At 40.9% G+C, this 14,695-nt stretch carries 8 protein-coding genes; 3 read left to right on the top strand and 5 right to left on the bottom strand.

The genetic code is table 11. The features are described 5' to 3' along the window. Positions 1-501: 501 nt before the first annotated feature. On the bottom strand, positions 502-1,545 hold the full coding sequence (locus V7L31_RS13130; protein ID WP_334696624.1) for an aspartate carbamoyltransferase catalytic subunit: 1,044 nt from the start codon (positions 1,543-1,545) through the stop codon (positions 502-504). A gap of 378 nt (positions 1,546-1,923) precedes the next feature. Here V7L31_RS13130 and V7L31_RS13125 point away from each other — a divergent pair, with 378 nt between their 5' ends. Then, positions 1,924-3,513, top strand: coding sequence for an SDR family NAD(P)-dependent oxidoreductase (locus tag V7L31_RS13125; protein WP_334696623.1), 1,590 nt, complete (start codon positions 1,924-1,926; stop codon positions 3,511-3,513). Positions 3,514-3,588: 75 nt separating this feature from the next. Here V7L31_RS13125 and mgtE read toward each other — a convergent pair whose 3' ends face one another. Continuing rightward, positions 3,589-4,941 carry a magnesium transporter gene (mgtE, locus tag V7L31_RS13120; protein WP_334696622.1) on the bottom strand — a complete coding sequence of 451 codons (1,353 nt, stop codon included), beginning with the start codon at positions 4,939-4,941 and terminating at the stop codon, positions 3,589-3,591. Positions 4,942-5,613: 672 nt separating this feature from the next. Here mgtE and V7L31_RS13115 point away from each other — a divergent pair. Further along, positions 5,614-8,826: a glycoside hydrolase family 15 protein gene (locus V7L31_RS13115; protein WP_334696621.1), complete on the top strand. Its 3,213-nt coding sequence runs from the start codon at positions 5,614-5,616 to the stop codon at positions 8,824-8,826. Here V7L31_RS13115 and V7L31_RS13110 read toward each other — a convergent pair. Further along, positions 8,823-9,338 carry a DNA topology modulation protein gene (locus tag V7L31_RS13110; RefSeq protein WP_334696620.1) on the bottom strand — a complete coding sequence of 172 codons (516 nt, stop codon included), beginning with the start codon at positions 9,336-9,338 and terminating at the stop codon, positions 8,823-8,825. The genes V7L31_RS13115 and V7L31_RS13110 overlap by 4 nt on opposite strands. Before the next feature lie 130 nt (positions 9,339-9,468). Between V7L31_RS13110 and gatB the strand changes: the two genes are divergently transcribed. Further along, positions 9,469-10,944 (top strand): Asp-tRNA(Asn)/Glu-tRNA(Gln) amidotransferase subunit GatB, encoded by a 1,476-nt coding sequence (gene gatB / locus V7L31_RS13105; RefSeq protein WP_334696619.1) that lies wholly within the window; start codon positions 9,469-9,471, stop codon positions 10,942-10,944. Positions 10,945-11,605: 661 nt separating this feature from the next. On the opposite strand, the gene V7L31_RS13100 is transcribed toward gatB, so the two are convergent. Continuing rightward, positions 11,606-12,928 (bottom strand): serine hydrolase, encoded by a 1,323-nt coding sequence (locus V7L31_RS13100; RefSeq protein WP_334696618.1) that lies wholly within the window; start codon positions 12,926-12,928, stop codon positions 11,606-11,608. Between the two features lie 405 nt (positions 12,929-13,333). Next, entirely contained in the window at positions 13,334-14,512 is a 1,179-nt protein-coding gene (locus V7L31_RS13095; protein WP_334696617.1) for a GNAT family N-acetyltransferase, read from the bottom strand. Positions 14,513-14,695: the final 183 nt, after the last annotated feature.

The following is a 14,695-nucleotide window of genomic DNA, read 5'->3' as shown; positions in this document are numbered from 1 at the left end:
AGCCAACTTTTTAAGGTCATTGGTGGATCTTTAGTGCGTAAGTCCGAACGAGTGATAAGATTAGCCCTTTCAAGATAACTCATAAAATCTCTTTTTCTCTGAGCTATATCTGTGTCGGAAGTGGTTTATAAGTTATTTATTTAACCACGAGGCACAGAGAAAAGTCTGAGGGCAAAAAACCTCTGTTGGCGCAGCCAGCCTCAGATATCAGTCTTTCCAAGATAGAGAACACATAGAAAAGAGGTTTAAAGAGGAATTCATTTTCAAGAATTTATACTCGGCATTGAAAGGGCTGGTCTTATGTTATACCCTTTTTATCTAGCTTGTGTAGTTATGTCAAGCAACTTTGCCCACAGGTTAAGGCAAGAGACGCGGTGAATCGCCGTCTCTACAATAATCAGTCTTTTGTGTTGACGGCGATTTATCCTGTCTCTATGATCTAGAATTTTCATCAAAAAATCTTAACCGAACCCTATTGGCTTGGGGTTGGTGTTAAATTACTTAAACCTTACCGCTTCCTATCAAATACAACAGCGCCATCCGAACGGCGACACCACTGGTAACTTGCGATTGAATGAGGCTAAATTCTGGGTCATCCATTAAATCAGAACTAATTTCGACACCTCGATTAACTGGGCCTGGATGCAAAACTTTGACGTTAGGTTTACAGAGTTGCAGCTTTGCACGTGTAATGCCAAATAAATGATGATATTCTCGCAAACTTGGTAGTAAATGAGCCGTCATACGTTCTTTTTGCAAGCGCAAAGTCATCACAAAATCGGCATTCTGTAAAGCTGGTTCTAGCTGCCAGTGAATAAAAAGTTGTTGATTTGGGGAGTGGGATGAGAGAATTGGTTTTTCTCCTGCTGCTTCCTGACCTTCTGTCTCTTCCAAGATATACTCGGCAAATAACTTGGGTAAAAGGGTGGGTGGTGCTGCGAGATGCACTTCGGCACCACTGGCAATCAAACTCCAAATATTCGATCGCGCCACACGAGAATGGAGAATATCTCCAATAATGGCAATTTTTTTCCCTTTTAAAAGTTCTAGCCGGGGACTAGCTGGGTCAATGAGAGTAGTTATGGTAAATAAATCTAGCAATGCTTGGGAAGGATGCTCATGTTGACCATCACCAGCATTGAGGACGCTAACTTTTACACCTAGACGATCCATTTCAGCCGCGATCGCATTTGGTACTCCTGCCTCTCGATGGCGGACTACCATAATATCAGTTCCCATCGCTAAATAGGTTTTCGCCGTGTCGAGAATTGTTTCTCCCTTAGTCATAGAAGATGTGGCTGCGGCAAAGTTCAGCGTATCCGCACTTAAGCGTTTGGCTGCGAGTTCAAAACTGCTGCGAGTACGGGTAGACGATTCAAAAAATAAATTCGCCACCACCTGTCCCTGCAAGGTTGGCACTTTCTTCGTTCGCCGTGATAGTACCTCTTGAAAGCTGGCCGCAGTTTGCAAAACAGTATCGTATTCAGTGGTAGTGAAGTCAGCCAGGGAAAGAATGTGATGACGATTCCAAGTGTTAGTAGGCATAAATAGCTATCAGTTTCCTGCATAGAGAGCGATCGCATCTCTACAGCTTTTTAATTTACAGATGCAGAGGAAATGATATCACCTGTCTTCTATCAAATTAGATATCTATTATTTTCTCATTAGTTCTGGTTAAAGATAGGTAAACTGATGCTCTTACTGGCTACCCTTGCCCTTGGCGCGTCTTTTCAGGGTACAAATTGCAAAAATTGCAAGGAACCCAGCTATACTTTCAATGCACGACATCTGAAAAATTAAGTAAATGCCGACACTTGGGTAAAGCTGATACTAATGCCCGTACTGGTGCATATTTGTCTTTTTTTAGACATTTAAATTGGGATGCTCCCATTTTTACCAATAAATACTGAGAGATCGTAAATTATGCAAGTATGTCTGGTTACAGGTGGTAACTCTGGTGTAGGTTTAATGACGGCTGTAGGTTTAGCCAAATTAGGCAATCATGTATTTATTGCTTGTCGTTCGGCAAATAAAGCTGCAAAAGCTATAGACTATATCCGCCAAACTACCGGAAATCAAAATGTGACATTTTTACCTCTTGATCTAGCTTCTTTAGATTCAGTTCGCAACTGTGTGAAACTATTTAATGACAAAAATTTACCATTACATATATTAGTCAACAATGCGGGTATATTCAACCGCAGAGGCATAACAAAAGAAGGTTTTGAACTGATTTGGGGGACTAACTATTTAGGTCATTTTTTACTCACTTATTTATTACTAGAAAAATTGCAAGAATCTGCCCCTAGTCGCATTATTATGTTAGCGTCAGATTTGGCATTATCTCCAAGTGGTATTGACTGGAATTTATTAGTTAAAAGAACACCATTAAATTTTATCAAATTATATGCCGTTTCTAAATTCTCTTTATTGCTTTTAACAAGAGAACTTTCTCAGCGATTAAATAATTCTCAAGTCACTGTTAACGCAATACATCCAGGCTTTGTGCAATCAAATATTACTATATGGCATCGTCTCAGTAAATATTTAGGTTTAGGTATTTCCTCGGAATCTGGAGCATATAGCACCCTTATTTGCGCTACTTCCCCAGATTACCAAAATGTTAGTGGAAAATTTTTAGATAGTCATACTCAAGAAATTCTATTACCGAAGGTAGCACAAAATCAAGAATTATCAGATCAATTATGGGAACGTAGTTTATTATGGGCTGGTTGCAACCAACAGCAGAAGACAAAAAAAATTAATTATGATGGGAATGATGAAATTTGGGGGCCAAACTCTCTCCTTCTAACCAGTAATGAAATAGCTGATATTACCCAATATGTTTTTGATGAAGTTTTAAGTAAATTCCCAATAAAAATATTATTAAAACAGGTAGTTAAATCTTTTATTAGATTTGATATTGGGTCATTGTTCATTATATTGATTCAGGTTTTTACTAAATCTTTTTACATGGAAAGACATTTAGATTCACCTGCAATTTTGCAATTATGTCAAGATAAAAATTTATTAGAAAGGCTGAATGCTCATTTAGGGGAAAATTTAGTATTATGGCGATCGGAATTGTGGGTAAACTATCCCGCCCAGCAATTAATTCCTTTTTGGCATCAAGACTCTTATCCTAAACTCCTGAAAGGAGATGGTAAAACTATCCATGCTTATATAGCTTTGACAGAAGTTAATGAATATAATGGATTTGAGTATATACCTAATATTTACTTAAAAGATTGCCAGATAAAAGGAACCGATCCTTTTAGTGGTAATCAATTTTTTGAAATCAGTGATGAAGTCGCCCAAAAAGCCATTCCTGTGGTGCTACGTCCTGGGGAATTTGTATTATTTACTGATAGATTATTACATCGTTCAGTACGTAATAATAGCGGTAAAGTCCGACTTTCTTTAACTTTACGGTTGACTCAGCCAGAGGTAAAAGTATTACCGGGTTATACTTCTAATTTTCAGGAACCTGTAATTTTACAATCACAAAAATAGCTGAGAGTATCAAATATTCACCCATTCCTCTGGCTTCTTAATTCATTTTTAGCGGGGGAATCTGAAAACTTATGATTAAGTTGGTAAATGGAAAACGTTTAAAGCTAAAGAAATTAGGCTGAGGAAGGTTAAAAACCCAATTGTATCTAGCATTGTAGTCACTAATGGGCCACTAACCAAAGCAGGGTCTAGTTTCAAGCGCTTCAAAGCCATTGGTAGTAAAGTGCCGAGTGTAACAGCCACAATTGTATTAGTTGCCATTACCATACCGGCAATTAAAGCCACCCATCGCTCTTGGGGGCGCGCCCAAATTAAGGAAAGCAGTATCATCGTTGTGGCTAAAGCGAAAGCTGTACCTAAACCAGCTAGAAGTTCCTTGCGGAGAATTTTTAAGGTATCTTTGGGTGTTACTTCTCCCACTCCCAAGCCGCGAATTGTTACTGTTAATGATTGAATGCCAACAGTACCACCTGTGTTAGAAAAAATCGGCATAATTACTGCTAAAACTGGCACTGCGGCAATTACAGATTGAAAAGGCGCGATCGCACTGGCTGCACCAATATACAGGGCCATGATGCCCAACAGCCAAGGCAAGCGGTTACGGATGGTGAGTAAGGGAGAGGATAAAGCTGCTTCATCACCACTCACACCCCCCAGTTTTTGGATATCTTCTGTGGCTTCTTCTTCCAAAATATCCATGACATCATCAATGGTGACAATGCCTACCAATCGGTCTTCCCGATCAACTACAGGGATAGCGATTAAGTCGTAGCGCTGCATGATTCGCGCCACTTCTTCTTGAGGGGTTTCAGTTGTAACTTTAATGACGCGATCGCTAGCGATATCTTTGATGAAAACATCGGGAAAGGTAAACAGCAATTGGCGCAGTGAAACTACTCTCACCAGCGTCCGGTTGTCGTCTGTGACGTAGGCGTAGTAAATCGTCTCCTTGTCTTCATCCTGACGGCGGATCTTGCTCAAGGCTTCACCGACAGTCAATCCTTGACGCAACCGGACATATTCGGTTGTCATCACCCGCCCAGCCGTGCCTTCTGGATAACCGAGAATCGTTGCTGTTGCTTGCCTTTCTTCTTGACTCAGTTCTTGTAATAGCCGTTTGATGACTCCAGCAGGTAGTTCATCAAACAATTCTGCCCGTTCGTCGGGACTCATCGCTTCTACAAGTTGCACTACCTGGACATCATGCAGAGAATTAATTAGTTCTTCCTGCACCACTGTAGGCAGATATTCAAATACATCAATTGCCTGAGCTTTGTTGAGTAAACGGAATGCGATCGCCCGTTGTTTTTCAGGCAATTGTGTAATGTAGTCTCCCACATCCACAGGTTGCAAGCGATTTAAATCCCATTTCAACTGGTTCAAATCGGTAGTATCAGTCAGCAAATCACGAATATCTTGTGTGAGCATGATATATATCTCCTAAGTCTCCCCCGCGCTGGGAGACTTCCTCGCCAGTTCAGAGGAGGTTGATACTGCCATCTGGTGGACTATTGCCCATAAAATTTCAACAATTCAATATCGCTAAATCAAGGCATCGCTGTTGATCATCCTAACCCGGAATAGCACTCTCCGGTACATACTGAGACTACAGTATTTAATGATTGTGATAAATATCACTATTGTATAGCCTTGGTAACTGATTTTTAAGTAATTTTCGTGTAACTTAAGGTAGATTTTACTACTACAACAATAAGCTCTGTCAAGCCAATCAACGAATTCACTCCGAAACTTTACAGAGTTAAAATATTGCCAATATCTCAGTATTATTTTGGATCGAGCAACTTCATCCATAGTCACCTGGATGACGAAGAATCAACAAAAAGAATTCATTATGCCTTAAGAAAACTGAGATTTAAGTATAAATTTTTATAAAAATCAAGAGGTGTTTGAACAAGTATCATATTTTAGTTCGGAATCACCAAAATTAAGTACCCAGAAACCTATTAACAGGAGATAATAATAAACTTACTACCCTCCACTGTTGTCCCATCAACCATTACAGAACTTGTTCTGACTTGGTTTAGGTAATTCAGTTCACAGTCACAGGGTCGAATTTTGCAAGTTGTTCTGAACCAAACCATGAAAACATCTACCAAATTGCTAACTCGCCTAGACTATTACTACCAGCAAATCAAAACGATCATCCTGACTCGGCAAAATCCGATTACTGGTTTACTACCTGCGAGTACAGCGATTACAGCCCACGGTGATTATACTGATGCCTGGGTGCGAGACAACGTTTACAGCATTTTGGCAGTTTGGGGTTTAGGACTTGCATACCGCAAAATTGACGATGATAAGGGACGCACCTATGAACTAGAACACAGTGTCATCAAACTAATGCGCGGGTTGCTATTTGCGATGATGCGACAGGCTCATAAAGTAGAGACATTTAAACATACTCAGTCGCTACTAGATGGACTGCACGCCAAATATAATACTGCCACTGGTGACATTGTTGTTGGTGATGACGAATGGGGACATTTGCAACTTGATGCCACATCTATATTTTTATTGATGTTGGCACAAATGACGGCAGCAGGATTGCCAATAATTTATACCATTGATGAAGTGAATTTCGTCCAAAATTTAGTTTACTACATTGGACGAGCTTACCGCACTCCAGATTACGGCATTTGGGAACGTGGTAATAAAATTAATCGTGGTAGTGCTGAGTTAAATGCCAGTTCCGTAGGTATGGCAAAAGCTGCTTTAGAAGCTATCAACGGACTGGATTTGTTTGGTGTGCGTGGTAGTCAAGCATCAGTTATTCATGTGCTGCCAGATGAAATCGCCCGTGCTCGAATTACTTTAGAATCCTTATTACCGAGGGAATCTGGTTCCAAAGAAATTGATGCGGCGCTGTTAAGTATTATTAGTTATCCTGCCTTTGCAGTGGAAGATTTGGAGTTACGCGATCGCACCTTAAACGATATTATCAATAAACTCGCAGGTAAATACGGCTGCAAACGCTTTCTGCGTGATGGACACCAAACCGTTTTAGAAGATCATCAGCGCTTGCACTACGAACCATTAGAACTCAAGCAATTTGAGCATATCGAATGCGAATGGCCGTTATTTTTCACTTATTTAGTTCTAGATGGATTATTTCGCGGCGAACAAGAACAAGTTAAAAAATACCAAAATCTTTTAGAATCATTACTTATAGAACAAAATGGTTTGCGTTTATTGCCAGAACTTTATTATGTTCCCGCCGAAAATATCGAGGCTGAAAAGTTAGCACCACAAACGCAACCACGTTTACCTAATGAAAATATTCCCTTGGTGTGGGCACAGAGTTTATATTTTCTCAGTGAAATGTTGAGTGAAGGGTTACTGGCGGTTGGTGATATCGATCCTCTGGGAAGACATTTGTGTGTTGGGAAACAGCGAGAGTCATTAGTACAAATTGCTTTATTAGCAGAAGATGAAGATTTACAGAAGAAATTAGAAGTTCACGGAATTGAAGCACAAACGCCTACCCAAGTAGAACCGATTCAAGTGAGAAAAGCTGGAGAGTTTTCAGCTATTTATACCCAAATTGGACGTAACAACAAACTTGGTTTAACTGGGCGGCCAGTGCGGCGGCTGCGGAGTTTAACAACATCTAGAATTTTTCGGATTAGTGGTGAAACAATTGTCTTTTTGCCTTCATTCTCAGATTCTCAACAGTTTTATTTAACTCTTGATTACCATTTTCTGCTAGATCAAATTAGAAGCGAACTAGCTTATATTCAAAAATATTGGAGCGATTTAGGGCGTCCTACTTTAACTTTAATGTTGACGCACACCATGTTAGAAGTCGGTTCAGAAGCGTTACTAGAACTGATGCAAGAATTGAAAGATGGAGTTTGTAACGGTGTGCGAGTGAAATTAGGGCGGCTAAATCAGTTAATGCTAACAGCTGGAATCCAAAGAATTGATTTTCTCCCCAATGCAGAATTCTCGCGATCGCCACTAAAAAATTCTAGCCCACGTTGCTATTATCTAGCTTATCATCCTGAGAAGAACTGGCGCTTAGGACATACCCAAGAATTTCAAATGGAGTATGAAACCAACTTTGGGTTATTACTTTCTTACTTGCGTTCATCAGAGAATATTTACGAACAAATTGAGTTATTGCAAACTTTAACTCGCTTACAGGGAACGGAATTTGATACGGGGTATGGTGGCCCAGGATATCCAGTCACCGTAGGCGATTTACTCGACGAAGTTTATACCAAAGCTGGAGATTTAGGCATTTGGGCGGTAGTGCGTCGGGCTGCGGGGTTGCGCCAAATGGTTGATATCAGCCTATCAGATGCAGTAACGAGTATTTTGGTGCGGGGTAAGCAAATTGCTGTGGGTAAAGCTTACAGCGAAGCGTCCTTAATTACCGTACCCATGTCCCACAATGAAATTGCCGATAAAATTAATCATTTCTGTCGTGACGATATTCGCGATCGCGTCCTCACTCAAGAGATTTTAATCTATCTTGGTATCTTAATTCGCTCAGAACCCGAACTATTCCAGGGACTACTAACCCTGAGAGTCGGCTATCTCATCTTATTGATTACCAGCGAACTAGCGCGGGAATTATACGTCACTCAAGATGAAGCTTACGATTACCTAATGCAACTTTCACCCTTTGATGTGAAAATGCGCTTGCGTCAGGTATTAACTGGATATACTGGCATGAGTAACCTGTTGCGCCAACAAGAATCACTGCATGTCAAACAAAAAGAAAGTGATATTGCTTGGGTAGTTTTACCAGCAATAGCAGAAGGAATAGAAGTCCCGCCGGGTGGTTGGCGGCGGTTTCGCCAAGCCGAGGGTGCGACGGGGCGCGTACCAAAAGAATTTTTTAAGCAAGTTTGGCTATTAATGCAGCATTGCAAAGGTTTAGTAATTGGCGATAAATTAGAGCGCCGCAATCGTTTAGATAGTGAGATAATGTTGTCGGAAATGACAGCCGGGGAAAGAAATTTTGCTCTGTTGGTTGAGCATTTGCTGAATAAAATCGAAGCTCCAGAATATCGCCAAGTTAGTATTGAAGCATTAATCGAATTAGCTGCGATCGCAGCCAATAATCCCAACCTGCAAATCGAAGAATATATTGTGCTGGATGTGTTAATTGGCCATGCAGTGCGATTGGCGTGGTTAGAGAATCATAGTCAACGCAGCGATCGCTATGATGAGGATAAAGCGAGTGCGTGGCGATCGTTTTACAATACCTCTCCTAGAGATTGTGCTAGTTATATTTTGAAGGCATTTAGGTTCTTGACAAAATTTGGCGAAGTCAGTGCAGCTTAATTATTGTGGGAAATGTTTTGCAAAAATTCTCTAACTTCTGTTGGTTTGCGGAGAATAATAACTTGCTGATTTGGTCTTGGCTGACTAAGTTTTTCTAGGATTCCAGGACGACGAATAATTGGGTATGACCAGATATATTTGAGAAATTCCCAGTTCAATCTCTCAGGGCAATCTGATGCCATATCAGGCCTAGATTGTCCAGCATAGATAAAACGACGTTTAATCACTCGCAACAAACATAAAATTCGGGGAAAATCCAAAAAAATTACCGTATCTGCAACCGACAAACGAAGGTCGAGAGTACCCCCATAGTTACCATCCATAATCCAAGATTCTCGTCGGGTTAGGTCTTGGATAATACTTTGCCATTCAGTTTTTGGAGTCTCAACCCAACCAGGATTCCAGTACCAAGCATCCAAGTGAATCACTTCTAAACCTAAAATGCTTCCCAGTGCGCGGGCTAAGGTAGATTTACCAGCACCCCCAGAACCAATCATCAAGATTTTCTTCACTTTAGGTTCGCACCTTCTTTTTCAAGCTCAACACGGTAAGCATTGCTCACCCAAATAACCGTCTTCAGCGCAACTCAATACGCCGCTACAATAGTACCACTACAAGGATTATGCCCAAATTATTGATATTATGACCACTGCTACGACTGTAAAAACTGAGTATGAAGCGATTATTGGTTTAGAAACCCATTGTCAACTGAGTACCAACACCAAGATTTTCTCTAATAGCTCTACGGCATTTGGTGCTGACCCAAATACTAACATTGACCCGATTTGTATGGGTTTACCTGGGGTTTTACCTGTACTCAATGAGAAAGTATTAGAATACGCTGTCAAGGCTGGTTTGGCACTAAATTGTCAAATCGCTAAATATAGTAAATTTGACCGCAAACAGTATTTTTATCCAGATTTACCCAAAAATTACCAAATTTCTCAATACGATCTACCGATCGCAGAACATGGTTGGTTAGAAATTGAGTTGGTAGATGCTGAGGGGAATCCGATTCGCAAACGCATTGGTATTACGCGTTTGCACATGGAAGAAGATGCGGGAAAATTGGTACACGCTGGTAGCGATCGCCTTTCTGGTTCTTCCTATTCTTTGGTAGACTACAATCGCGCAGGTATACCCTTAGTAGAAATTGTTTCGGAACCCGATCTGCGTTCTGGATTAGAAGCTGCTGAATATGCCGAAGAATTACGCCGGATTGTGCGGTATCTCGGTGTGAGTGATGGGAATATGCAGGAGGGATCTCTGCGCTGCGATGTCAACATTTCCGTGCGTCCGGTGGGACGAAAGGAATTTGGCACCAAGGTAGAAATTAAAAACATGAACTCATTCAGCGCCATCCAACGGGCGATTGACTACGAAATTGAGCGCCAAATCGCCGCCATCGAAGCAGGCGATCGCATTATCCAAGAAACTCGTCTCTGGGAAGAAGGCGCTCAACGCACAAGTAGTATGCGGGTGAAGGAAGGTTCAAGCGATTATCGCTACTTCCCCGAACCAGATTTAGCACCAATTGAGGTGTCAAATGCACAATTAGAGCAATGGCGTAGCGAACTACCAGAATTACCAGCCCAAAAACGCCATCATTATGAAAGTGAGTTGGGGCTTTCCCCTTACGATGCGCGAGTGTTGACAGAAGATCGTTCAATAGCCGAATATTTTGAAACTGCGATCGCATCTGGAGCAAATGCCAAAGCCTCTGCTAACTGGATTACTCAAGATATCGCAGCCCATCTCAATAAGCAAAAACTCAGTATTACTGAAATCGCCCTGACTCCCACCAATTTAGCAGATATCATCACTCGCATTGAAACGGGCAAAATTAGCAATGCTCAAGCTAAAGAAAAGCTCCCAGATTTACTGAGTGGTATTTCTCCTGAGAAAGCCTTTGCAGGTCAAGAGTTAATCACCGATCCTAGTGTACTGGAACCCATCGTTGATGAAGTCATAGCCGCCAATCCCAAAGAACTAGAAAAGTATCGCAACGGTAACACCAACCTCAAAGGCTTCTTTGTCGGACAAGTTCTGAAAAAGACAGGCAAACGTGCCGATCCTAAGCTGACTAACGAATTGGTCGAGAAAAAACTGAATGCTTAAGTAGTTAGGCGTAAATAATTATTGTTGGCATAAGGCCAGGGAGCAGAGAAGAAGCAAGGGAGAAGAGTTTTTCCCTCTGCACCCCTCTGCTTCTTTTCAATGCCCCATAACCAATTTAAGTATTTTCCCGGTCTTCCTTCACAAAGTCTTCATATAAAAGTTGGTGACAACCCTCATACCTAAAATGATATGCTGTGGTAAGTAGATGCACCCTGATGATCTGGAGAGCTGCTTAAGTAGCTCTCTTTTTTATTTTATTTTTGTGGTATTTACGGGTAAAATTTAATACAGCAAATATACCTGGCGATTAGAAATCGCGGCTACACAAACCAAATCCGCCTGCGCGGACTCAAGAAATTGGAAACTCACGGAGGTGAGTTTTGTCTGTATAGCTGCGTTCGCCCTTGGCGTGCCGGAGGCATCATTCTATTCGCTAGGGCTAGATATGGATATAATTCAGAAAATTTTTAGAAATAATCTCAATAAATAAGTATTAACCCTTAAAAAATAGATAAGAGAGAGTACAATACTGCTGGGATTTTGTATTTTTAACTCGGAATTGGGTTTTGGGAAAAGGTTAAAGGTTTTTTCTTCCCCTTTTCCCCAAAACCCGACAAGTATTGAGAGATTGTTTGAAATATTAACTCCCCGCTTCCCATTGCTAACGAGTGCGTAGGCCTAGCCCGCCGGAGGCATCGCTAGAGTTTGGTTCTATATTGCTAACTGTGGTTTGGTTTAGGTAATTGTAGACTCTTCTCGAAACTTCACGGACAAAATCTCCAGCTTTGCGATCGTAGTTTGGTCTTTGCACCAAAATGCCTGCTAAATAGCTTTTGCCGTTGGGCATTTCAATAATACCTGCATCACCGATGATAAATCTCAATGTGCCAGTTTTGTGAGCAATGGTAGCTCCTTTACCAATACCAGCCGGTAGCAAACTATTAGTTTTGACACGGCGCATAATCCCTAAAACTTGATTGCGGCTGTTTGGGGATAGTAAACGATTGTTAGAAACTAACGCCGCCAACCTGACCAAATCTTTAGAACTCGTTGTATTTGTGCCAGCGATATCTGGAAGTAGATTCCGAAGTGCTGTATTTTGCAATCCCCAGCTACGAAAACGTTGACTAACTTTTGCTGCACCACCCAAGCGATCGAGAACCAGATTTGTGGCGGTATTATCACTGATTGTCATCATCAAGGTAGCAGTTTCTAGCACGCTAAATTTAGTTCCGATGGGTTTATATTGCATAATTCCAGATTCACCCACCTTTAAATCGCGCCGCATCACTAATTTATCTGTTAGTTTAATTCTACCAGCATCTATTTCTTGGAAAAGAGCCACTAACAAGGGAAATTTGATTGTACTGGCAGCAGAAAATCTTTTTTCGCCATTAATATCTATATAGTTACCTGTATCTAAATCTAAGAAAAATATTCCCGGATTCAATGATTTATAAGTTGCTAACAATGCGCGAATTTGAGAACTGATGCCTTGCATTTCTTGACCAAGATTGACAACTCCTGCAAATGTTGAAGCATCAGTAGAATTGATGGCAATATCTTCTCTATTTTCCCCAGAGATGCTATTGCTTTGACGGTCAAAAGAGTTAAACTTTACAATCCAATGGGAACGAGAATCTCCCCTAATGGATAAATTACGCGAAGTAAGATGATAACCTGGAGCAAATTGGATGACAAAACGAGTTGTTTGACTGTCCAGGTTTCCGATCCGAATTTCTTTGATTGCATTACCAAAAGCTTTTTTAACACTATCTGAATTAAAATTAGTTCCAGGTAAGTCAATTACCAATCGATTAGGATTATCTAATAAAAAGGCTTTTGGTTGGATTCCAGAAGTTGTAGTTAGGTGTAATTGGTTTTGCTTAGAGTCAAAGTACCAAGACTGTAATCGTGAGGCTTTAGCTTGTCCTGCAACTAGAAGCAAACTGCTTAAACCGATCGCAAGTAAATGTGATTTCATGTTGTGATTGTAGGTGTGCAACGATGTAGCAAATAATCAACTTTACCTTAGATTGTTTTCTGAGGATCGCACTGGAATTCCGGAGAAAAATTCAGAAATGCTGTTGAGTTATTTTTTGAAATGATGTTTAGGATTAGAACAGCACAAAAAATCATCATTACTTATCAAAGTAAATCGCTCACAGTTTCACTGATGATGTGAGTTGACAACCACAGAAATTGTTAATCTAGCGGAACGACGAGCCAAAGATTAATTATGTTTCCAACTTAGGGATTATCAAGAAATTATCCAATTTTATGGGGTGGGGTCTCGCTTGTTCATAAATAAGGGCAGACAAGATGTCCACCCACAAGAAAAGTTAGATGTTTTTTTATTTGGAAGTCCCTTATATTTTATACACTCACGTTAAAAGAAATCAGCCACCCAAGGCGATGCACCTGCAAATATTTGCGTAGCTGCTGATATAGCTGTTTCTGTCCCATGTAGTTTTCCGGCTATTTGTAAATGGTAGGGAGTGAACAAACTTGTATATAGTGGTGCTAGTTCTCTGACATCTAGCTGCAATTCACCTTTTCCACCTTTTGTAACTTCACCGCGTCCATTGGCAACAGAAAGGATGAATTTACCATTGTTTGCATCTAGCAAATTATCTTGAATATCTAGGTGCAATTCAGCTTGAATTCCCGATGGATAACCACGCATTTCCAATGCCTTGACTACATCTACTACCCGCAGCATCCAACGCATCGTATGTTTGAGTTTGGCAGTTTGCTCTGGTAGCAGCAATGTTAAAGAATCGCTCACAGAACTCCTCCATCGCACCTGCTCAATTTGGGAGCGATGACTGGCCAGAAAAGACCAGAATGATTGTGCAGCCGCAACTGTGAGAATTACCCAATCCTTGACCCGCAGGATTGTGCCATCTTCTGTTGAATGTTGACTGAAGAGGATATATCCTTGGGGTTTCTCTTTAGTACCGATAAAATATGCGTAAAATGTTTCTTTATCATCTGGCTGGATTAAGCGCTCCCAGATTGCTGGATGTCGGTCTAAATATCCATGCGTTAGTCTCGCCTGCTGCTGATATAGTTCGTGAAAGACTTGATGATTTAGCGGAAATATTGGTTGCAAAGGTAGGGGTTGCTCTCGCAATTGGATACTTTTAGTCGGAACTTCCCAATTACACCAGCTACCCCCTTGTTCATACCCGACTTTTCGGTACAAGCCTTGAACTGCTGGATAAAGAGCAGAGAGCGGTATACCTCTAGCATAAAGTTCTTTGAGGGTCTGTTCCATAAGAGCGATCGCAGCTCCCGAACCACGATACTCTGGAGCAATGCCCACTACTGCAATTCCTGTCATTGGTACACGCAAACCACCCCACCACTGGCCCATATCCAAAGTTGCCAATCCACCAATTAATTGCTCTGACTCACGAATAATACGGAAATTTTCTACGCCAATCAGATTGATATAAGCTTCCTCACCTCCAAGTGCGCTGATAAAACACTGCTCAAAGATATGCCCAAGGTGCTGGATATCTTGTGAATCGGTAAGAGTGCTGTATTCAAATTGAGCCGTCATCTCTTATACCATTAGTAGAACAAAATCACAATCATACTACAGCAGGCGTTGCCTCAATGCTTTACCGAATTTTAGATTTTAAATTTGGAATTTTGGAATTGAAGATTCAAAATTAAAGAGTTGCCTCCGAATTTAACGCCAGAATAAATCTAAAATCTAACCATTAATTGATGAGCCTCTGAC

Origin of the sequence: Nostoc sp., from assembly GCF_036916655.1 — a bacterium.
Lineage (GTDB): Bacteria > Cyanobacteriota > Cyanobacteriia > Cyanobacteriales > Nostocaceae > Nostoc.
Note: the sequence above shows the minus strand (reverse complement) of the source record. Positions and strands in the feature narration are given on the sequence as shown.